General features: G+C 52.1%; 18 protein-coding genes and 1 riboswitch. Of the genes, 12 read left to right on the top strand and 6 right to left on the bottom strand.

All coding sequences use genetic code 11. The annotated features are described in order from the left end of the window. Positions 1-25: 25 nt before the first annotated feature. Complete coding sequence (locus PsAD37_RS23185) at positions 26-1000, bottom strand: DMT family transporter (protein WP_063298102.1); 975 nt, start codon at positions 998-1000, stop codon at positions 26-28. Between the two features lie 402 nt (positions 1001-1402). Here PsAD37_RS23185 and PsAD37_RS23180 point away from each other — a divergent pair, with 402 nt between their 5' ends. Beyond that, positions 1403-3706: a xanthine dehydrogenase family protein molybdopterin-binding subunit gene (locus tag PsAD37_RS23180; RefSeq protein WP_063298120.1), complete on the top strand. Its 2304-nt coding sequence runs from the start codon at positions 1403-1405 to the stop codon at positions 3704-3706. A 70-nt stretch (positions 3707-3776) separates the two neighbouring features. Here the strand turns inward: PsAD37_RS23180 and PsAD37_RS23175 are convergent, their stop codons facing one another. Then, complete coding sequence (locus PsAD37_RS23175) at positions 3777-4013, bottom strand: Lrp/AsnC ligand binding domain-containing protein (RefSeq protein WP_057462693.1); 237 nt, start codon at positions 4011-4013, stop codon at positions 3777-3779. A 210-nt stretch (positions 4014-4223) separates the two neighbouring features. Next, positions 4224-4332: riboswitch (TPP riboswitch) on the top strand. A gap of 41 nt (positions 4333-4373) precedes the next feature. On the opposite strand from PsAD37_RS23175, the gene PsAD37_RS23170 reads away from it, so the two are divergent. The 4 genes from PsAD37_RS23170 to PsAD37_RS23155 all read left to right on the top strand — a co-directional run bounded on the left by PsAD37_RS23170 (position 4374) and on the right by PsAD37_RS23155 (position 8593). Beyond that, complete coding sequence (locus PsAD37_RS23170) at positions 4374-5120, top strand: hydroxyethylthiazole kinase (RefSeq protein ID WP_063298101.1); 747 nt, start codon at positions 4374-4376, stop codon at positions 5118-5120. Beyond that, positions 5120-5923: a bifunctional hydroxymethylpyrimidine kinase/phosphomethylpyrimidine kinase gene (gene thiD / locus PsAD37_RS23165; RefSeq protein ID WP_063298100.1), complete on the top strand. Its 804-nt coding sequence runs from the start codon at positions 5120-5122 to the stop codon at positions 5921-5923. The genes PsAD37_RS23170 and thiD overlap by 1 nt, the downstream gene beginning before the upstream one ends. A gap of 13 nt (positions 5924-5936) precedes the next feature. After that, the gene (locus tag PsAD37_RS23160; RefSeq protein WP_063298099.1) at positions 5937-7040 is read left to right on the top strand and encodes a TRAP transporter substrate-binding protein; all 1104 of its coding nucleotides are present in this window, start codon (positions 5937-5939) and stop codon (positions 7038-7040) included. A 293-nt stretch (positions 7041-7333) separates the two neighbouring features. Then, positions 7334-8593 (top strand): OmpP1/FadL family transporter, encoded by a 1260-nt coding sequence (locus tag PsAD37_RS23155; RefSeq protein ID WP_063298098.1) that lies wholly within the window; start codon positions 7334-7336, stop codon positions 8591-8593. A 63-nt stretch (positions 8594-8656) separates the two neighbouring features. Here the strand turns inward: PsAD37_RS23155 and PsAD37_RS23150 are convergent, their stop codons facing one another. Beyond that, entirely contained in the window at positions 8657-9436 is a 780-nt protein-coding gene (locus PsAD37_RS23150) for an SDR family oxidoreductase (protein ID WP_063298097.1), read from the bottom strand. 266 nt (positions 9437-9702) lie between these two features. Between PsAD37_RS23150 and PsAD37_RS23145 the strand changes: the two genes are divergently transcribed. The 3 genes from PsAD37_RS23145 (at position 9703) to PsAD37_RS23135 (ending at position 12696) form a co-directional block, all read left to right on the top strand. Next, entirely contained in the window at positions 9703-10509 is an 807-nt protein-coding gene (locus PsAD37_RS23145) for a UDP-2,3-diacylglucosamine diphosphatase (protein WP_370446629.1), read from the top strand. After that, positions 10506-11585, top strand: coding sequence for a glycosyltransferase family 1 protein (locus PsAD37_RS23140; RefSeq protein WP_063298095.1), 1080 nt, complete (start codon positions 10506-10508; stop codon positions 11583-11585). Before PsAD37_RS23145 ends, PsAD37_RS23140 begins: the two co-directional genes overlap by 4 nt. A gap of 91 nt (positions 11586-11676) precedes the next feature. Beyond that, entirely contained in the window at positions 11677-12696 is a 1020-nt protein-coding gene (locus tag PsAD37_RS23135) for a threonine/serine dehydratase (protein ID WP_063298094.1), read from the top strand. 64 nt (positions 12697-12760) lie between these two features. Here the strand turns inward: PsAD37_RS23135 and PsAD37_RS23130 are convergent, their stop codons facing one another. Next, entirely contained in the window at positions 12761-13870 is a 1110-nt protein-coding gene (locus PsAD37_RS23130; RefSeq protein WP_208992039.1) for a protein phosphatase CheZ, read from the bottom strand. A gap of 238 nt (positions 13871-14108) precedes the next feature. On the opposite strand from PsAD37_RS23130, the gene PsAD37_RS23120 reads away from it, so the two are divergent. Further along, complete coding sequence (locus PsAD37_RS23120) at positions 14109-15221, top strand: MFS transporter (protein WP_208992038.1); 1113 nt, start codon at positions 14109-14111, stop codon at positions 15219-15221. A 47-nt stretch (positions 15222-15268) separates the two neighbouring features. On the opposite strand, the gene dgcA is transcribed toward PsAD37_RS23120, so the two are convergent. Then, positions 15269-16252 carry an N-acetyl-D-Glu racemase DgcA gene (gene dgcA / locus PsAD37_RS23115; protein ID WP_063298090.1) on the bottom strand — a complete coding sequence of 328 codons (984 nt, stop codon included), beginning with the start codon at positions 16250-16252 and terminating at the stop codon, positions 15269-15271. Then, positions 16249-17262, bottom strand: coding sequence for an N-acetyltransferase DgcN (gene dgcN, locus PsAD37_RS23110; protein WP_063298089.1), 1014 nt, complete (start codon positions 17260-17262; stop codon positions 16249-16251). The genes dgcA and dgcN overlap by 4 nt, the downstream gene beginning before the upstream one ends. 108 nt (positions 17263-17370) lie before the next feature. On the opposite strand from dgcN, the gene PsAD37_RS23105 reads away from it, so the two are divergent. The 3 genes from PsAD37_RS23105 to PsAD37_RS23095 are packed head-to-tail and all read left to right on the top strand — an operon-like array spanning position 17371 to position 21287. Beyond that, positions 17371-18519, top strand: a complete 1149-nt coding sequence (locus tag PsAD37_RS23105; protein ID WP_063298088.1) for an ABC transporter permease — start codon at positions 17371-17373, stop codon at positions 18517-18519. 5 nt (positions 18520-18524) lie between these two features. After that, the gene (locus tag PsAD37_RS23100) at positions 18525-19340 is read left to right on the top strand and encodes an ABC transporter ATP-binding protein (protein ID WP_063298087.1); all 816 of its coding nucleotides are present in this window, start codon (positions 18525-18527) and stop codon (positions 19338-19340) included. A 9-nt stretch (positions 19341-19349) separates the two neighbouring features. Next, positions 19350-21287, top strand: a complete 1938-nt coding sequence (locus PsAD37_RS23095; protein WP_057462650.1) for an MlaD family protein — start codon at positions 19350-19352, stop codon at positions 21285-21287. The last annotated feature ends 2 nt before the right edge of the window (positions 21288-21289 follow it).

Raw genomic sequence — 21289 nt, 5'->3', positions numbered from 1 at the left:
TTTTTGCTTGAGTTTAGCGGTTGCTCTAGTGCGTTTTCGTGGGCGCTGTACCAGTTGCCACTTTCTTGCCCAGCACAGTCTCGCGGTGCAGGGTGTAAAGGGAAGCCGCGACGATAATTGCACCACCGAGATAAGTGGTCCAGAGGGGCCAGACGCCAAAGATCACGACAGAGATGATTGCTGCGTAGACAAGGCGAATGTAATCAAACGGTGCGATTGCAGACGCCTCACCAAACTTGAGGGCCTGAATGTTGCTCATCTGAGCGCCCCAGCTGACGCCTGCAAGACAGAGCAGCAGGATCGCATCATTCAAGTCGATTGATACCCAATAATAGATGCCAAAGGGGGCCATGATCAGACCCACAAAAGTTGCCTGAAAGGTCAGAATCGTGATGGGTTGATCAACCTGAGTGACCTTGCGCAGGATTACGCCTACGAGTGCGGCACAGGCTGAGGCCAGGATCGCCATGAAGCTGTAGATGCTCATTTCCGCGCCGGTGCCGGGCTGGACGATGACCATCACACCGATGAAGCCAAGGATAGTTGCCGAAATTCGGTGAATGCCAATGACTTCCTTCAGGAAGAAAACTGCGAAGATCGTGATGAAAAACGTGCGCGCAAAACCAATCACTGTGCTTTCAGCAAGCGGCAAGTGAATGACTGCGGTGAAGCCGAAATACATTGCAGAGGACGCAAGCAGTATGCGGCCCAGGTGAAGCAGTGGAGCCTGTGTTTTGAGCGAACCCGGAAATCCTTTGATAATGATCGGTGCTGAGATCACCAACATGAAAAACTGGCGAAGCATAAGGATTTGCGTAACGTGTAAGCGGTCGCCGAGCAGCTTGATGATGGTGCTCATGACGGCCATAAGGAATGTTGCCAGAAGGGCCCAGCAGATGCCGCGTGTGTTATTAGAAAGGCTCTGCCATTTTGCGGAAAACCTTGTTTTTAACGCAGCAGATGATGAGCTGCCTTCAGGCTCTGCTGAAGGAACAGGCATGTAACTGCTTTCGAAGCTGCCTTGATACGATCAAAACGACCAGACCCGATGTCTGGTGCAAAATGGTGTGCGCCAGGGGGCGGACAACGTAACAAAGATCAGATGGGTGTATGGCTTAAATAACCTAATGTTTGCGGTTTGGTCAAATTCTAAAACAAATTTTAGCTTGAGAGTTTCGACAGTAAGCACGAAGCTGCCGACAACTTATAGCTCTAAGTACCCTTCCGTAATTTGCTCTAAATAATGCGATAATGACCTTAAGTCACTCTGGGAAATACACCTCTGCAGTGAACCAGAAAACACTTGCAGCTTGAGAAAAGCACTGTACGTTCTCTGCTGATACGTAAAAAGCTGTATTGGGAGGTGCGGTGTTGGGTCGCTCTCCAGATTTTTGAGGTTTTCATGAATCAGGTTGCTACACCGAAGTTTGGAATTGGTGCTCCCGTTCGCCGAAAAGAAGATGCTGCCTTTATTTCTGGCAAGGGTCATTATACGGATGATCTGAAGGTGGCTGGTGCAGCACATGCCGTTGTTTTGCGGTCTCCTCTCGCGTTCGCGAAGTTCACTTTAGAAGGAGTGGATGAAGCACGGGCTATGGATGGTGTGCAGCTTATTTTGACTGCTGCAGATATTGAAGGAACGAACTCTATCCCATGTAAAGCCGTGCTTCGGCAGCTGGATGGGACGAAGCACTGGGTGCCTCATCGTGAAGTTCTTTGCTCTGATACAGCCCGGTTTGTTGGTGATGCTCTTGCGTTTGTTGTTGCCGATACGGTGGAGCAGGCGCGGGCTGCGATGGAGGCGATTGAGGTTGACTACGAGGATGTTGATCCGGCAATCGGAACTGAAGCAGCTTTAGAAGACGGTGCTCCGCTTGTGTGGCCTGAGCATGGGTCTAATGAGGCCTTTCACATTGGTATGGGTAACAAGGAGGCGATGGAAGAGGCCTTCCAGAATGCGCATCATGTTACCAAGATTAAGGTGATCAACAACCGTCTGGTGTCCAATGCGATTGAGCCTCGGGCTTGTATTGGCGAGTTTGATGGTGAGAGCGGCAGGTATACGCTGACCACTGGAACGCAGGGCGGTCATGGGATGCGTGATCTGATTGCCAAGAACATACTCAACGTCGACCCTAAAGATATCCGCGTTGTGACACCTGATGTGGGTGGTGGTTTTGGAACCAAGATGTTCACCTATCTTGAATATCCGCTTTGCCTGATTGCCGCGAAACGTCTTGGTCATCCCGTGAAATGGCTTCAGGAGCGTACCGAGCACTTCATGTCTGATGCGCATGGCCGGGATAATGTATCCACAGCTGAGCTTGCGCTTGATGAGACCGGTAAGATGATCGGCCTCAAGGTGCATGTGCTTGCAAATATGGGGGCTTATCTGCATGAGTTTGGCCCAGGCATTCCGCAGATCGGCATCACCATGACTCCCGGTCTTTACGATATCCCCGCAACGTGGGTGGAAGCGACAGGCGTTTATACCAATACAGTGCCGGTGGATGCGTTCCGAGGGGCAGGGCGTCCGGAAGCGCTTTATCTGATGGAACGTCTGGCAGACAAAGCTGCGCATGAGATGGGTATGGATCCGGCGGAGTTCCGCCGTCAGAGCTTTATCCCCGACGCTGCTCTGCCTTATACGACAGCGCTTGGCCGCATGTATGATACGGGTTCCTTTGGAACTCACCTGACCAAGGCGCTGGACGAGATTCATTATTCGACGTTTGCGGAGCGTGAAGCGGAGAGCAAGGCAAAAGGTTTGTATCGCGGTGTTGGGCTATCGACCTATGTGGAGGCCTGTGCCTTTGCCGGTGGTGAGGAAGCTAAGCTTGAGCTGAACACGAACGGCAGCGTTACTTTGCTGATTGGAACGCAGAGCAACGGTCAGGGGCACGCCACCGCTTATGGCCAAGTCATTGCAGAACATCTTGGTTTGCAGCTTGACCAGGTTGAGATGGTTCAGGGAGATACGGACCGTGTTGCGACTGGCGGTGGTACCGGTGGATCGCGGTCCATTCCGATTGGAATGCCATCTGTGAAAGCGGCTTCTGAAACGCTGGTTAAGAAGATCAAAGAGATCGCCAGTGAAAAGCTTGAGGTTGGTGTTGGGGATCTGACGTTGGAAGACGGGCAGGTGCGCGTGGTTGGTACCGACCAGCAAGTCAGCCTTGTTGATGTGGCTGGTTCGCAACCGGAGACCTTGAATGCAGCGGAAAAAGTCATGCAGGATGAATGTACTTATCCCAATGGCACGCATGTGTGTGAGGTGGAGATTGATCCGGAAACGGGCAAGACGGACGTGGTCAGTTATGTGATCGTGGATGATTTTGGCGTGACGGTGAATCCGATGCTTTTGGCTGGTCAGGTGCATGGTGGTGCGGGGCAGGCGATCTCGCAGGCGCTTTGTGAGAACACGGTTTATGATGAAACCGGGCAGCTTCTGTCAGCATCCTTCATGGACTATCATGTTGCACGTGCTGATGATTTGCCAAATTTCGACTTCTCGACGAGCAACGTTCCTTCCACGACAAATGCGATGGGCATCAAAGGGGCTGGTGAGGCTGGTTCTATTGGAGCGGCGCCGGCGGTGATGAATGCTGTGCAGTATGCGCTGCGCAAGAATGCAGGTGTTGAGCATATAGATATGCCCGCGACGCCGGTTGCTGTGTGGAGCGCAATTCAGGATGCTCAAAGCTAAGTTATCAAGACTTTAGAGCTTGAAAAGAGATTGTGCAGGCGGGCTGGTGTCCCGCCTGTTTTCGTAGGTATCAGAACGCTTTGAAGGTGATGATGGTTCTGGTGTCCTGGATGCCTTCGAAGACCTGAACCTTGTTTGCAACGAAGTGTCCGATATCTTCGTTATCATCGATGTAGAACTTGGCCAGCAGGTCGAAGTCCCCGGAGGTGGAGTAGATCTCGGAGGCGACTTCCGCGTCTGCGATGGCGTTGGCAACCTGATAGGTTTTTCCGAGCTGGCATTTGATCTGTACAAAGAACGGAATCATAAATCTGCTATCCTTCTGTCCCGAAAGGCTGATTTGTCTTTCAGGGATGCGCTCAAATTTGAGTTTGCGTTGTTTTGTGAGCATTTTGCGTTGAAGCTGCGTTTTTTTGCAAGCTTTTGCGTTTTTTAAGCGAAATCTACCCCCAGTTGCCTTTTGTCGCTGCCTCTCGTTTCCGCTTGCAGTTCGCTTTCTTGTTTGCTAGCAAAAAATTCTAACCAATGGGGGTGCTCGGAAGTGACTGACGGGCTGAGAGGCGCCAAGCCAACTCCTAGAACCTGATCCGGATTGTGCCGGCGGAGGGAATTGGGATGAGTACCAAGGTAATCGTTCCCGCCGTAATCTATAGGGGAGCGAAAACAAATGTCCTACACAACTGAAAATCTCTGGGAAGTCTTTGAGAGCGTGCGTGAGCGTGGGGTTCGGGTTCATTGCCTGACGAACTCTGTTGCGCAGAGCCTTACCGCGAACATCATGTTGGCTTGTAACATTGTGCCGTCTATGACAGCAGCCCATGATGAAATTCCTGCATTCATCGAGAGTGTTGACGGGTTGCTCCTCAATCTTGGTACGCTGGATGGAAAGCGGCGGCATGGTATTCGGCTTGGGCTTGAAGGGGCTGCCAAAAAATCTATGCCCGTGGTGCTGGACCCGGTTAAAGTAGATCGTTCAGATATTCGCATGGAGTTTGCGAAAGATATTTTGAAAGAGAATGTTTCGATCCTTAAAGCAAACATGACTGAGAGCGCTGGGCTGAGTGGAGCTGTCACCGAGAACACACTGATTGTGCGCACCGGTATTGAAGACGCTGTGTTTGGCCGGGAGACGACCTATACCGTGGGCAATGGGCATGCTTATATGGACAAGGTGACTGGCATTGGCTGTGCGCTGGGCGGTGTGCTGGCTGGTTTCGCCGCTACCGAGCCAGATAAGGAACTTGCCGTGCTTGCTGTCTATGGTGTATGCGGCGAGATTGCCGCAGAGCAGGCGAACGGACCGGGAAGCTTCACTCCAGCTTTCATCGATACCCTTTATGGCTTGAAGGCTGACCAGTTCAACGAGCGTCTCAAGCTCGAAACAATGAATAATAAAGGTGGGGTATTGGCCTAATGAGTGCGATTGCAGTCACAATTGCAGGGTCGGATTCCGGTGGCGGTGCCGGAATTCAAGCAGACCTGAAGGCCTTTTCGGCTCGCGGTGTTTATGGGGCCAGTGTCATTACTGCACTGACAGCCCAAAACACCAAAGGTGTGACAGGTATTCATGATGTGCCGCCAGCATTTGTGGCGGAGCAGATGGATGCTGTTTTTTCTGATCTGAAGGTGGATGCCGTGAAAATCGGCATGCTTTCACAGCCAGAGATTATCGATGTTATTGCCACAAAGCTGGCGGAATATGATGTTAAGTGCGTCGTCCTTGATCCGGTGATGGTGGCAACTTCCGGAGATGTTTTGCTGCAAAACTCCGCTGTTTCTGTGTTGAAGCAGAAGTTGTTTCCAATTGCGGCGTTGATTACGCCAAACATGCAGGAAGCGGCCTTTTTGCTTGGGCAGCCGATGGCTGGATCTCGTGAAGACATGCACAGACAAGCATTGCTGCTGCTGGATATGGGTGCAAATGGGGTTCTGCTGAAAGGCGGGCACGGATCTGATGATACCTGTGATGATCTCTTCCTCTCTCACGATGTGGAGCGGTGGTATACAGCTCCACGGCATGACACGACGAATACACATGGGACTGGCTGCACCTTGTCCTCTGCGATTGCAGCGGAGCTTGCCAAAGGGCTAGCGCTGCAAGATGCCATTGGTGAAGCAAAAGAGTATATTAGTCAGGCGATCAAAGCTGCGGATACGCTTGATATAGGCGAGGGACATGGGCCTGTGCATCATTTCCATGAATTCTGGTCTGAGTAATAAGGCGGAGATAATGACCAAGAACAAAGAAAACAATCTGACCCGCCGTCAGGCGCTTGGGCTTACAGCCGGAGCGGTTGCTGGAAGCGCTGCACTTGTTGCACCAGCACTGGCTCAGGATGCTGATCCGGTCATTGAATGGCGTATGGTGACCAGCTGGCCGAAGAACCTGCCAGGCCCTGGAATGTCTGCGCAACGCATTTGTGATCGCATCAACATTATGAGCAATGGCCGGATGCGTGTTCGCCTGTTTGCTGCTGGTGAGCTGGTTCCGGCTTTTGAGGTGTTTGACGCTGTTTCAAGCGGTACTGCACAGATGGGCCATTCAGCTGCCATGTACTGGGCTGGCAAGATGCCCGGATCAGTGTTCTTTACGACAATTCCGTTCGGCCTTTTGCCTCAGGAACACACTGCATGGGTGGATCAGCTTGGTGGTCAGGAGCTCTGGGATGATCTTTACGCGCCATTTGGTGTGAAGCCGTTTATGGGGGGCAACACTGGCCCAACCATGGCTGGCTGGTATCGTGATCCTGTTGAGACGCTGGATGACCTGAAAGGCCGGAAGCTCCGTATCGCTGGCCTTGGTGGTGAGATCTTGCGTAAGCTTGGTGTTACTCCGGTCAATATTCCAGCCTCCGAGATTTTCACCAGTCTGCAAACGCGTGTGGTTGATGGTGTCGAGTTCCTTGGTCCATGGAGCGACAGTGCGCTGGGCTTTCAGAAGCTGATCAAATACTACTACGGTCCGGGCTTCAATAAGCCGAATGGCACGGGTGAGGCTATCGTGAACGCTGTTGCGCTGGAGGGGCTGTCTCCAGAACTACAGGTGGTGGTTGAAGAGGCTTGCCGCGTGGAAGCTGATCTCGCTCTGTCTGAAGCAAATGCACAAAATGCTGCCAGCCTGAAAGTGCTGCAGGAAGAGCATAGTGTTGAAGTGCGTGAGTTTCCGGAGGAGGTGCTAACCGCCTTGAAGGAAACCAGTGCTGAGGTGCTGGATGTTTACACCCAGAAAGACAAGAGGGCTCGTAAGATTTATGAGAGTTACATAGAAGCGCAGAAGCTTCTGGCGGGGTGGAGCGCTCTTTCATTGGGCAAAAACATCTCTGCAAGAGGTTAGTCGGCAGATCAAATCGTGTTTGAAGGGCCCTCCATATGGAGGGCCTTTTGTTATGCGGAAGTTTTGTCACAGAAAATGTTTCAGTGTACCTGCCTAAAATGCGAATAACCAAGTGATTGTGAGCCCGCTAGGTATTGTTGTTTTGTGAAGTTAGCTCCCTTTACCCTTAAATATGCCAGTGCAATTAGTTTGTAACATTTTCCATTCTAGTGAAGAGAGCCGAATCAATAAGTAACTCGTAGTTTGATCATGGCACTGCTTGATTGTTTTCTTGAGAACAGAAAGTACCGTGCATGTCCAGATATCTACCCATTACGATCGCTAGTCTTTCTTCTTTGCTGATTGCGTCTGATGCTTTTGCCGGTGCTTTTGCTGTTCGTGAGCAATCGGCGTGGTATCAGGGACTTTCCTTTGCGGGAAATGCGACCATCTCGAAAAGCCTCTCCAGCATGTATTGGAACCCGGCGACCATGACTGGCCATGATGGGGTGCAGATGGAATCCTCGCAGACCATCGTGTTTCCACGTGCAACGGTTGATCTGGATACGGCGACGATTGATTTCTTTCCTGTACCGATTACGGGAGTTCCATATTCCTCCGGAGATATTGGAGTAGATGCTTGGGTGCCTGCAGGTTATGGGACTTGGAAGGTGAATGATCGTCTGTCTCTCGGGATCAGTTCGAATGCGCCTTATGGTTTTGAAACCAAACCTCAGATTGAGTGGGCGGGGCAGGTCTATGCGAGGTCTTCCCGCGTTCTAACTGTCAATGTTACACCAACGGCTGCTTACGAACTGACTGATAAGTTCTCGGTCGGGGTGGGCTTGCAGCTTCAGTATATTCAGGTTCGATTAAAATCAGGATTTGGGGTTGCTGCAGCGGCTCCAACTGCAGAGTTGCGTGGTGAAGATTATAATCTTGGGTTTGGGGCAACTGTTGGAGCGCTCTTTAAGCCATGGAAGGGTACTCAATTGGGTATCGGATATCGTTCTCCGGTTGAGCAGAACCTGAAAGGGCGGCTGGTTATTGGAGGTAATGCACCAATTCCTATTCGTGCGAACATCATTATGCCGGAAACAGTAACCGTTTCCTTCCAGCAAGAGCTGAATGAGCGTTGGCGCGGGATGGGGACGTTTGAGTGGACACACTGGTCACGCTTTGGAACGTTCCCTGTTTTTGATCTACAAGGTACCGAAGTTTCTAATCTTCCATTTCAGTACAGCGATGGCTATTTCATATCTCTTGGGACTGAATATGACTTTACCAGCAGTATTACAGGACGATTTGGGGTGGCCTATGAGTGGTCTCCGCTTAATGAAGGCAACCGGGGTCCGCGTTTGCCTGATGCTGATCGATTCTGGCTCAGTGCTGGGCTGAGCTATTTCTACGAGGATTGGCTTGAAGTTGATTTTGGCTATTCGCACTTATTCCCGGTAAGCGAAAAGATTAACATCATGCCTGGCCACCCGTTCTATGAAGGGATTACCATTCAAGGGCCGGTCAATGACACTAATGTCGACATTATCAGCTTTGGCGCCCGTTTGAAGTTCTAAGACACTGCAATAGCTGATTTGGTTTGCCTCCCGGCGGTTTGACTGCGGGGAGGCTTTTCATTTTTAGAAAGCGCTTGGGTAGAGGCCGCCGTCGAGCAGGAGATTTTGGCCTGTGATGTATCCAGCATGGGCTGAACACATGAAGGCGCAAGCTTTGCCGAATTCTTCCGGATTGCCGAGACGCCTTGCTGGGATCTCTTCTGAAGACAGGCGTTTGGCTTCTTCAATGGAGATGCCGGTCTGCTCTGCCTGACGCTCGAAGCCACCTTTCAGGCGGTCGGTGTCGAACTTTCCGGGCAGCACATTGTTGATAGTGACATTGTGCTGGGCGTATTGACGGCAGACGCCTGCCAGGAAAGCCGTGAGACCTGCACGGGCGCCGCTGGACAGGTCCAAGCCTTCAATAGGCATCTTCACGGACATGGAGGTGATGTTGACGATGCGGCCAAAGCGGCGCTCTGCCATGCCATCAATGACTGCCTTGATCAGTTCGATCGGGGTGATCATGTTCTGGATGACACCATCCTGAATCGCCTGACGGTCCAGCTCTTTGAAGTCTTTGCGTGGTGGACCGCCGTTGTTGTTGACGAGGATGTCCGGGTTTGGGCACGCTTTGAGAACGGCTTGCTGGCCTTCTGGTGAGGAGATATCTGCTGCCACGGGAATAACTGAGATGTTGTGTTGTGCTGCCAGTTCGCTCGCGATTTGGTCGAGTCGTTTCTCGTTGCGTCCGTTGATTACGAGATCACACCCAGCCTCTGCCAGTGCTTTTGCTGTTCCCAAACCCAGCCCACGGCTGGATGCGCAGACAATGGCTTTGCGCCCCTCAATACCCAAGTGCATTTCAACATCCTAATGAATCGGTGAATTGTGAAAGGCAGCCTACATTCTCAGAAAGGTTTGAGCCAGTCAGGATCTAGCTTAGCAAGCAAATAGAATATTCACTTGAATTGCAGGCGCTTGCTTTGCTCTACTCTAATAAACGGGGAGTAATGTTACTTGAGATTCAAGCAAGAAACTGACAGGTTTTAGTATATGTATCCTGTCATATTTGTTTCTTGTGAATCAATTTAAAGGAAAGAAGGTTTTCTTATTCCGGAGGCTTCGTGGTGACCGGGGATTCTACTAGTAAAAAATATAGAAGCTTGTTTTTGTCTGATGTGCATCTGGGCACACGCGGATGTCAAGCTGATCTCTTACTGGACTTTTTGAAGCAAAACGACGCTGATACGGTTTATCTTGTCGGCGACATTATTGATGGCTGGCGGCTGAAGCGGTCCTGGTATTGGCCTCAGCTGCATAATGATGTGGTGCAGAAGCTCTTGCGCAAAGGTCGCAAAGGGGCACGGATCGTTTACATTCCCGGAAATCATGATGAGTTCCTGCGGGACTTCTTCGGCATTCATTTTGGGGGTGTTGAGGTTGTTGATCAGGTCATTCATGAAGGAGTCACTGGCAAGAGGTACCTTGTCATTCACGGTGATCAGTTTGATGTGGTGGTGCGTCATGCAAAGTGGCTGGCCTTCTTTGGTGACTGGGCTTATGTGAGTGCGCTCAATCTCAATACAGTGCTGAATTATTGCCGTCGTAAGCTGGGGCTGACCTACTGGAGCCTGTCTGCGTGGGCGAAGCTGAAGGTAAAGAACGCCGTCAACTTCATTGGTAAGTTTGAGGAAACACTGGTTTCCGAGGCGCAGCGTCAGAAGGTGGATGGGGTGATCTGTGGTCATATCCATCATGCGGCTGATCATGAGACCAACGGCATCCACTACATAAACACTGGTGATTGGGTAGAGAGTTGCACTGCCGTTGCTGAGAACTTTGATGGAACGTTTGAGGTTATTCATTGGGGCGATGGCAAACGGGACGAGAGTGAGCCTGCCAGCGAGAGTTCTGACGGACGGGTGGCGGCATGAGTTCGATCCTGATTGTCACCGATGCGTGGAAGCCTCAGATCAACGGCGTTGTGCGGACGCTGGAGCGGCTTTCAGTTGAACTGCGCGCTATGGGTATTCGGGTTGAGTTCCTGACGCCGCAATCGTTCCATAGCATTCCAATGCCGTCTTATGGCGAGATCCGGCTGAGCCTGACGCTGCCGCATATCGTGCGTGGGTTTATTGAGAAGTACGACTGCGATCATCTGCATATCGCGACCGAGGGGCCATTGGGCCTTATGGCAAGGCAGGTGGCAAAGCGGGATGGGCGTGTCTTCACCTCCAGCTATCACACGCGTTTTCCTGAGTATTTACAGGCCCGTTATCCTGTGCCGCTGTCCTTCAGTTACTCTTGGCTGCGTCGTTTTCACAACAGTGGGCAAGGGTGCATGGTTGCGACAAGCACTTTGGAAGCGGACTTGCGTATGCGTGGGTTTGAGAATCTGCTGCGCTGGTCTCGCGGGGTGGATCATCAGCGGTTCCGGCCAATGCGGAGTAGTTTGCTGGACCACTTGCCAGCACCGCGGTTCTTGTATGTGGGACGTGTGGCGGTTGAGAAGAATATCGAGGCGTTTCTGCAGCTTTCTTTGCCGGGAACCAAAGTGGTTGTTGGTGGAGGCCCGCAGCTGGAGGAGCTCAAGGTTGCTTATCCGGAGGTGTTGTTTACCGGGCCTGTCGTTGGTGATGAGCTGATTGAGTATTATGCAAACTCGGATGTATTTGTGTTTCCGAGCCAGACCGACACGTTTGGCAATGTGCTGCTGGAAGCGCTTGCTTGCGGGACACCGGTGGCGGCCTTTCCTGTAATGGGTCCGATTGATGTGATTGGCAACAGTGGGGCAGGTGTGCTGAAGAATGATCTTCAGGTGGCAGCGCTGGAAGCACTGGAGGTCTCGCGGGATCATTGCCGGGATGTTGCCCTGCGATTTACGTGGCGGGCAAGTGCCGAGCAGTTTCTGGCCAATGCTGAACATGCCTATGATCCTGCATTTACTGCAGGATTTCGGCAGGACCTGTATGCGGGCAAAGGCTCTGTTGGAAATCACCTGAATGGTTGAGTGGATCTCCTTGGGCTGTGATCAGAATATCTGAAGCCCTCGTAGATTTGCGTGCTATACAGGGCGGCATATTGCTGTTGCCGAGGTTCTTATGGTTTTAGATGTTTCCAGTCCAGTCGAACTCACTTTTTCCGAAATTGAAAAAGCAAGAACAAGGCTGCAAGGCTATGCCAGCCTGACACCGCTTCTGAACTTTCCGGTGTTGGATGAGCAGGTGAATGGCCGTGTCTTTATTAAAGCCGAAAACCTGCAGCGTACCGGGTCTTTCAAGTTTCGTGGTGCGTTCAATCGCCTTTCCCTGATCCCGCAGGAACAGCGGCCCGCTGGTGTGGTTGCGTGTTCTTCCGGAAACCATGCGCAGGGTGTTGCAGCTGCTGCGAAGATCCTTGGTTTTCCGGCGGTGATTGTGATGCCTGAGGATGCACCTCAGCTGAAGATCCAGCGGACGAAAGCGCTGGGGGCGGAGGTTGTGCTTTACGATCGTGAGAGCGAGGACCGTGAGGCGATTGCCCGTGGTCTTTGTGAGGAGCGCGGTGCGACGTTCATTCACCCTTACAATGACAGTGGTGTGATTGTGGGACAGGGTACGACCGGGCTTGAAATTGCAGAGCAATGTGAAGTTCTGGGTGTCACGCCTGATGTGTTGATCAGCTGTACTGGTGGCGGTGGTCTGACCAGCGGCATTGCGCTGGCGCTGGAAACCAGCCTGCCTGAGTGTCAGATTTACACGGCAGAGCCTGCTGGTTTTGATGATTACGCGCGCTCACTTGAAGCTGGGACACGTGTTCGCAATGCTGCTCTGGGCGGTTCTGTTTGTGATGCAGTGCTGACTGAAATGCCGGGGGACAAAGGCTTTTCAGTATTGAGTAGGCGTCAGGCAAAAGGTCTGCGTGTCACAGATGACGAGGCGATGAAAGCGGTTGCCTTTGCTTATTTTGAGCTGAAGCTGGTTGTTGAACCGGGCGCAGCTGTCGCTTTGGCTTCTGTTTTGTCCGGCACGATTGACCTTGCCGGGAAGACGGCAGTGATCACGATCTCCGGCGGAAATGTGGATCCTGCCATCTTTGAGAGAGCACTGAAGCAGTACTCTGCAGAGAAAGTACCTGCATAAGAAAAAAGCCGTTTGCGCTGAAAAGGAGGCAAACGGCTTTCGAAATTCTGGTTTCCTGTCTCAATTATGAGAAGAGTGCGAGGCGCTCTCCTGTTGAGAGGTGATGGAGCGGGTCGGAATTGCTGCCTCTTGGGGAGGTGAGCGGAGGCGACTGCCCCTCGATCTCGATCAGCGCGTCGTCCTGCTTTGTCGCGGTGTCCGTCTCGACTGGCGTATCGTCGTTGGTGACGATGAGGTCGTCGTCCTCGATCAACGCGACTTGAGGCGTTTCGACAGCGTTCAGCTCTTCTTCTACATCATCAAGTTCAAAGACTTCAGCAGGTTCCTCGGCGGGCTCTTCTGCTTTGTCCTCTTCCTGCTGGACTGCTTCTGCTCGTGTTTCAGCAGCAAACTGAACGACGTTTTCGTTCAGCGCTTCTTCGATCAAGGCAGGTGTTGCATCAAACATGGCGTCAATGTCCGCTTGATCAACGCCTGCACCATCCATTTGCGGGCCGTTGAGCAAGTGGGCATCCGGGCGCTTGTCTATATGACGATCATCTTCATCACGCGGCTCATCCAAATTGATTTCCGGGCGATCTTCATCAGCCAGGTTTACACCCCAGATGCGGATCATCTTGGAGATGCGGCCTTCAAGGTAATGAAGGGCCTTCACCACTTTGTTGATGCGCTGTCCTGTCAGATCCTGGAAGGAACATGCCATCAGAATTTCCATGGCCATTTCTTCAATGGCGTCGCATGGGGCATCTTCTGCGCCGGACGCACGGAGCTTGTCCACCAAATCCTGAATAGCTTCGGAGGACTCCAGAATGACCTGTGTTGCACTTTCTGTAGATGTGACGATTGCATCTAACTCGTCAGAGGCAGCTGAAAAGCGATTATTGTCGGCATTTTCCAGCTTGATCTTTGAGATTTCGTCCTTCGTTCGCTCAATTGCCTCATACATTTCATAGGTGTGCAGGCGATATGTTTCCATCTCAGATGGCAGTTCGCGCTCAACCAATGTTTTTTCAAGTCGTCGCACAGCTTCCAGAAGGTCTGCTGTTTCGGCGGATCTGTTTAGTGTGAGGTGATCATGAAGGAAAGCGCGGCCTCTATCAGTCTCAGAGAGTGCGCTTTTGATGGCATCAAATTCCTCGGGGCTCAAAAGGACCTTTCGGTTGTTGCCAGCCATAAGTGGCTCCTTCATAACTAACTAAGATAATACTACAAGTTTATATAACAGATTCTACGGCTAATAATTGGTTTACATTGATTTGGATAGTCCCTATTAGCACAAGTGATAGGAGTATCCCTTCCCATCCACTTCCCCGGGTACTCTCCACCCCCATTTGTAGTGTTTTCCAATGACTATGCCCAGAAGAACTTCCTCATTAGGGAAAGCCAGTAACCTATTCTGGATTGCAACAGGCGTGAGTGGTTTGTTTGCAGCGTTTAATTTTGCGAACGCCTTCTTTCTTGCGTACTTTCCGCTTTTTCTAAAGGATATTAACTTCACCCCTGTGCAGATCGCATTGGTGATTGCCTTGCCTAATATCGTCCGCATCTTTGCAACTCCGTTAATGACGAGCATCTCGGATCGTGCAGGGCGCAGGCGTCATTCCATGGCGCTGTTCAGTGTTATTGCGCTGATCTCCTTTTGGGCGCTGATCTACTCCAGTGACTATTGGACTGTCATTGGACTGGTTGTTTTCCTCTCCATTTTCTACACGCCTATCCAGCCGCTGCAGGATGCATATGCCTATGAAACTGTGAGCACTCTTGGCCTGAATTACGGACCTATGCGATCATGGGGTTCTATTGCGTTTGTGGTGGCAACACTGATCGGTGGTTGGTATCTGACATTCGGAGAGCCCGCTGAACTGCTGTTTCTGACTGTTGGCAGCCTTGGTGTGTTGGCGCTGACGTCTGTTTTGTTGCCCGGCATGCCGTCCGAAAGCCGAAGCTCAAGCAAAGAAAGCGTTTGGGCCGCCGAGGAATTGCGCGATCCGCAGTTCCTGCTTGTGGTGTTATCTGGTGGTTTGTTGCTTGGCAGCTTCTCTGCGCTTTATGCCTTCGCCAGCATCTTCTGGCTGTCTGTGGGCATCAGCGATGCGATGGTCGGTGGATTATGGGCGATCGGTACTCTGGCAGAGATTGGGATTTTTGTTTGGGGCTCCTTCTTCATGCGCCACCTGGGAGCCTGGGGATTGATGGTCACGGGCGGTGTTGCGAGCATCATCCGCTGGTTGCTGTTCCCTTATGCAACAGAGACGTGGTCCGCTGTTTTGCTTCAGCTTTTGCATGCTGGTAGCTTTGGCATGGTGTTTCTGGGCATGGTTGCCTACACGTCCAAACTGGTATCAAGCAAACGCCTTGGCACGGCTCAGGGGCTGACACAAACAGCCTTTGGTGTGGTGATGGGCGTGAGTGGTATTGCCAGCGGCTGGCTCTATGCGGTTGAACAAGCCTATGCCTTCTATCTGATGGCGGGGATCTGCTGTGTCGGTGTGCTGACGCTTATGCTGGTTACCAAGCGCGTTTAAAAAACAAGGCGGCCTCGATTTGAGAGCCGCCTTTTTCATGCTTGTGATTAGCCCCAAAGTTGCGGGGAAGGCGGATGCATCAGGCTGCCGTCAAACTGGATTGCGTGCTCGCGGTCCTTGGCAAGTAATAGAGGCCCGTCCAAATCAACAAACTCTGCATTTTGCGCCAGCAGCATGGCAGGCGCCATGGCGAGAGATGTGGCGAGCATGCAGCCGACCATGATGACGTAGTCCATCTCTTCCGCCTTGCGCAGCAGCTTCAGGCCTTCAGTGAGACCGCCGGTCTTGTCGATCTTGATGTTGATGGCTGAGTAGCGATTGCGGAGGCTCTCCAGGTCTGCTGAGGTGTGCAGGCTTTCATCTGCGCAGATCGGGATAAGGTGTTCCACTTCTGCCAGAACACCATCTTTGCCCGCTGGCAAAGGCTGTTCCACCAGCCCAACACCTGCCTGCTGACAGGCTTTGATGTTGGCTTCCAGATTATCTTCTGACCAGCCTTCGTTGGCATCGACGATTAGCTTGCTGTTTGGTGCGGCCTGTCTGACAGCTGCGATGCGTTCAACATCGCCATCACCTGCGAGTTTGACTTTGAGGAGAGGGCGGCTTGCTGCTTTTGAAGCGTCGGTCGCCATCTTCTCCGGTGTGCCGACAGAGATGGTGTAGGCGGTTTCCAAAATGCGCTGGGACTTGATGCCCACCAACTCGGCTACAGTGGAGCTCTGGCGTTTGGCTGACAGGTCCCACAGAGCGCAGTCCACTGCGTTGCGGGCTGCACCTGCGGGCATGAGGCTTTGCAGCTCTTCGATAGAGACACCAGCTTCAATAGCTCCACGCACCGCTTCGATTTGAGCGGTGACGCTCTCAACGCTTTCGCCATAACGTGGGTAAGGGACACACTCACCGCGGCCTGTGTGACCGTCCTGTGTGAGTGTGGCGGTGAGGACGTTTACTTCTGTGCGGGAACCGCGGGCAATGGTAAAGCTTCCCGCAATTGGGAATGTTTCAGCTTCAATAGACAGGCGACAGGTCAAACCAGTTTAAACTCCGCGCAAATATGATCAATGATTGGATCGGTCCCGAAGCGGACAGGGTCAGTTGCGGGCAGTTTATGCGCTTCCCCCAGCTCTTCAATCAGGTTTTTTGCATGATTTTCAGAAAGCATCATGGTGTTGATGGCTAAGCCGACACAGCGGATGTCCGGATTGGTAAGACGGCCCAGTTGTATTGTCAGGTCAATGACGTCCTGAGTAGATGGAATGGGTGCAGGCACACCGCGCATGGTGGAACGGGTTGGCTCATGACAGACTACAAAAGCGTCTGGTTGTGAGCCATGGAGCAGGCCGAGGGAGACACCGGCGAAGGATGGGTGATGCAATGCGCCTTGACCTTCGATCACATCCCAGTGGTCGTCTTTGGTGGCTGGACTGATGTGCTCAGCAGCGCCGGAGATGAAGTCTGAGACGACAGAGTCAATGGCAACACCGCGTTCAGCAATGAGGATGCCGGTCTGGCCGGTTGCGCAGAAATCTGAGCTGATGTTGCGGTCTGCTAGGCCTTTTTGTAGAGCGAGTGCGCTGTATTTCTTGCCGACGGAGCAATCAGTGCCAACTGTCAGAAGGCGTTTGCCTGAGCGCTTGTCGCCTTTGCCTGTTGGAAAGGTGAGGTCTGTAAAGCGCAGGTCATGGAGTTTACGATTGTTTTTTGCAGCCGCTTCGGCGATGGCGGGAATGCTGCCAAGCTCGATATGCAGGCCTGCTGCGATATCGAGCCCATGGTTGAGTGCATCGACGATGGTTTCAATCCAGTGATCAGGCAGGATGCCACCTGCATTGACGCAGCCGATGACCATGGTCTTTGCGCCTGCCTCTGTGGCGTCGGTAAGACTCATCTCTGACAGGGTCGTGTGGGCTTTACAGCCCGGGAGTGTAATTTGGCCAAGGCACCACTCTGGTCGCCAATCAAGTACGCCATGTGCAGTTTTTGCTGCCAGCTCGTCTTTTACGTCCCCAAGAAATAATAGATATGGCTTAGAAATAGACATAATTTTATCCGTTGTACTTGTGGCTGAATGAGGATTACTAGACGACACACTACAGAAAGCTGTATAGGATCAATAGGATTTTTGGATTATAGGGCGCAGGGTCCCGTGATGAAGCTGACTGATAAAATGGATGCGCCGGACCTGGTAACTGCCGAAGACGGTACGTTACTTTTGCTCACGGCTTCCGGTGCCTGGGGCATCCGGCAGGGTTCTACTTGCGAAAAACTCATCAATCAGACCGCGTCCGGACTCAGTCATTCCGTAATTTGTGTGGATTTAAAAGCGGTTAGTTTTCTCGATACGGCTGGTGCCTGGTTGCTGCAGCGGTTCCAGATGGAGCAAGCCGAACAGGGGCGAGAGGTCAAGTTCATCTATGAGGATGAGCGTTTTGACATCTTGCTGAAGGAAGTTGACCGGGAAGACGTCGATAATCCTGCCGAAGAACACTCTGGTAACTCTTTCGTCAATTATCTGGAGGACGTGGGGGAGGCGACGCGCCAGCTGGGTCGTGATACGCGTGACGTTCTGGCAATGCTGGGTAGCCTGACCGCGATTATCACAGCGGCAGCGACGCATCCAAGCCGGCTACGGCCAATTTCAATTGGCGTTCAGTTTCAGCGCTCCTGCATGGGTGCGGTTCCGATTGTGTGTCTGATGAGCTTTCTGATCGGCGGAATTATTGCGCAGCAGGGCGGGTTTTATCTGAAGCAGTTTGGTGCTGAGATCTTTGTGGTGGACCTCTCCGGCATTCTGGTTCTGCGTGAGATTGGTGTTATTCTGACTGCCATTATGGTGGCTGGCCGATCCGGTTCTGCGTATACGGCAGAGCTTGGTTCCATGAAGATGCAGGAAGAGATTGATGCGCTTCAGGTGACCGGCTTGCGGGTGACTGAAGTGTTGATCCTGCCGCGTCTGGTGGCACTGATGATTGCGCTTCCGATCCTCGTTTTTCTGGCGAACATCGCGGCGTTATTTGGGGCAGGGCTGACCTGCTGGTGGTATCTGGGCATCGTGCCTCATTCCTTCATTGCACAGCTGCAGGCTGCTGTTACTATCGACACATTGATGGTTGGCATTGTGAAAGCGCCGTTCATGGCCCTGATCATCGGGCTTATCGCGTGTATGGAAGGTATGAAAGTTGAGGGCTCCTCAGAGTCACTTGGGCGTCATACGACTGTTTCTGTTGTGAAAGCTATATTTATGGTCATCGTGGTGGATGGAGTTTTTGCTGTGTTCTTCGCGTCTATCGGGTTTTAACCAGTATGGGACAAGGACAATCTGGACCGGTGAATGGATTGGGCTCAGGTCATCGTGCGGCTGATGATCGGGAGGTTTTGCTTCGGGTGCGGGATGTTACCGTCGGCTTTGGAAATAAACTGGTTCTTGAGAACCTGAACATGGACGTTTACCGCGGTGAAGTGCTTGGCTTTGTTGGCGCGTCTGGCATGGGCAAGTCCGTGCTCATGCGTGCTGTGCTGGGGCTGACGCCGCGACAGTCCGGTTCCATTGAGGTGTTCGGTCAGGATTTTGACGAAGCAACGGATGCCATACGCCGTGAGATTGAGCAGCGTTGGGGGGTGCTGTTTCAGCAGGGAGCATTGTTCTCCTCTCTCACTGTGAAGCAGAATATTCAGGTGCCGATGCGTGAGCACTTGAAGCTGTCGCCGCGTTTGCGGGATGAACTGGCTTTGCTGAAGATCGAGATGGTCGGGCTGCCATTGGATGCGGCTGATAAGCTGCCCTCTGAGCTTTCTGGCGGTATGATCAAAAGGGCTGCTCTGGCCCGGTCATTGTCGCTAGACCCTGACTTATTGTTCCTGGATGAGCCCACTTCCGGTCTTGATCCGATCGGAGCGGCTGATTTTGATGATCTTATTGTAAAACTGAAAGAAACTCTGGGGCTTACGGTTTACATGGTGACCCATGATCTGGATAGTCTGCATAGTATTTGTGACCGTATTGCCGTTTTGGGTGAACGCAGGGTTCTGGTTGAAGGAACCATTGAGGAAATGATGCAGGTGGAGCACCCTTGGGTTAAGTCCTATTTCCGCGGGGCACGTGCCCTCAAACGGGTGTGAGGAGGATGCATGGAAACCCGCGCAAATAATATCGCTATTGGTGCATTCGTTCTAACTGTTGTTGGCATTGCCTTCCTGTTTACGTTCTGGCTGTTGAGTGCGGGTGACCGCTCAAGCCGGCGTGATATCAAAATCATTTTCCCCGGTGCAGTCACGGGTCTGCCGATTGGTGGTCAGGTGCTGTTTAACGGCATCAAGATCGGTGATGTGAGTGCGCTGACGTACGATCCTGAAAATCCTAAGCTTGTTGTTGCGATTGTGCGCGTTGATGCCAATGCTCCGCTGCGCCGTGACACTGTTGCGTCTCTTGGGTTTACGGGATTGACAGGCGTGGCTTATGTGGATCTGTCCGGCGGTTCTTCTGACAGTCCGGCGTTGTTCTCCAAAGCAGCTGATACTATTCCGGTCATGTATGCACGCAGGTCCCAGTTTGAGGATTTGCTGGAGGGTGCCAAAGACATCATGCGCAAGGCAGATTCCACGCTGGCGCATATTGATGAGCTGGTGATGACTGCGCGGCCCGAAGTGGAAAAGACCATAAAGAATGTCGAGGTCTTTACCCAAGCGCTGGCAAACAATGCCAAGGGCGTTGATGATTTTCTTGCTGGTGTGACGGAGACAAGTAAAGCGCTGACGGGGCTCTCGGGCCGGATTGGCAAACTGGTTGATCGCGGTGAAGACCTGCTGGCGAATGTACCGCCGGACAAACTGGGTGAGATCGTCACCAATGTTGAGGCCATGACCAAGAAACTGTCTGCCTCCGCGGATGGTGTTGGTGACATCATTGCCAACGGTAAGCTGGCCTCTGATCAGCTGGTGAACTTTACGACAGAGCTTTCCGATGAACTTGATCAGATTGAAGCTGTGATTGGAGCCGTCAAGCCTGAAGAGGTTGAGCGCATTTTGAAAGGTGCGTCTGATCTTGGTGGTGTGCTGACTGAGCGTCGCGGCGATATCAACACCATGCTTTCCTCTGCTTCCGTCGTTGCTGAAAATGCGCGACAGCTGACTGTTGAACTGACCAAGAATAAAGACGCCATCGACCGTATCGTGAAGAATGCTGAGACGGCCTCCAACGAGATTGTGCTGACCACGAAGAATGCAAATCGTATCCTGAGTATGGTAAAGTCCGAGCAGGTCGGTAATATCGTGACCTCGGTTGAGACGGTGACCAAAACGCTTTCTGACAAAAATCAGGTGATCGCAAAAGTTATTGATGATGCAGGTGCTGCCACAGCGAATATTCGTGAAGTAAGCAATACCATTGCCGGGCGCAATAAAGAGATCGACAGTGTGATCGTTTCGGCCCGTGAAGTTGGAACGAACCTGAGCGCTGCCTCTGATCAGCTGAGCGAGACCATGGACAATGCGAATTCTTTGATCTCCAACACCAATGGTATTGTGGAAGCCATCGACCCTGCGAAGGTTTCCAATATTGTTGCTTCGGCTGACAAGGTGGCGACCACTCTTGCTGAGAAAACTCCAGATCTTGCCAAGGCGATTGATGAAATCCAGAATGCTGCAAAGTCCGTCAATGACATGACTATGGAACTGAAGAAGAAGGTGCCGGATGTCGACAAAGTGATTGATCAGGCGAAGAGCATTGCAACCAATCTAAATGCTGCCTCCGTTCGTGTGAACACGATTTTGGAGAAAGTAGACGGTATGGTTTCAGCTGATGGGCAGGGCTTTATCAAGGAAGCGACTGAGGCTGCGGCCTCCATCCGCAAGGTTGCGGATGCGTTTGCTTTGCGGGCAGAGCCAATCTCTGCTGCCCTGTTGAAACTGAGTCAGCAAGGCGGACAGGACTTTACTGCAGCAATGCAGCAATTAAACCAGACACTTATTGAAATTCGACGTGCTGTGAACAATTTTGACCGTAACCCAAATCGTGTGATTTTCGGCGGATCGGACACACCTGTCTTTAATGGTGCGCAGCGGCGTTGAGT

The organism is Pseudovibrio sp. Ad37, from assembly GCF_001623075.1.
In the GTDB taxonomy this organism is placed as follows: domain Bacteria; phylum Pseudomonadota; class Alphaproteobacteria; order Rhizobiales; family Stappiaceae; genus Pseudovibrio.
The sequence above is the reverse complement of the archived record's forward strand: the minus strand, read 5'-3'. Positions and strand labels throughout refer to the sequence as shown.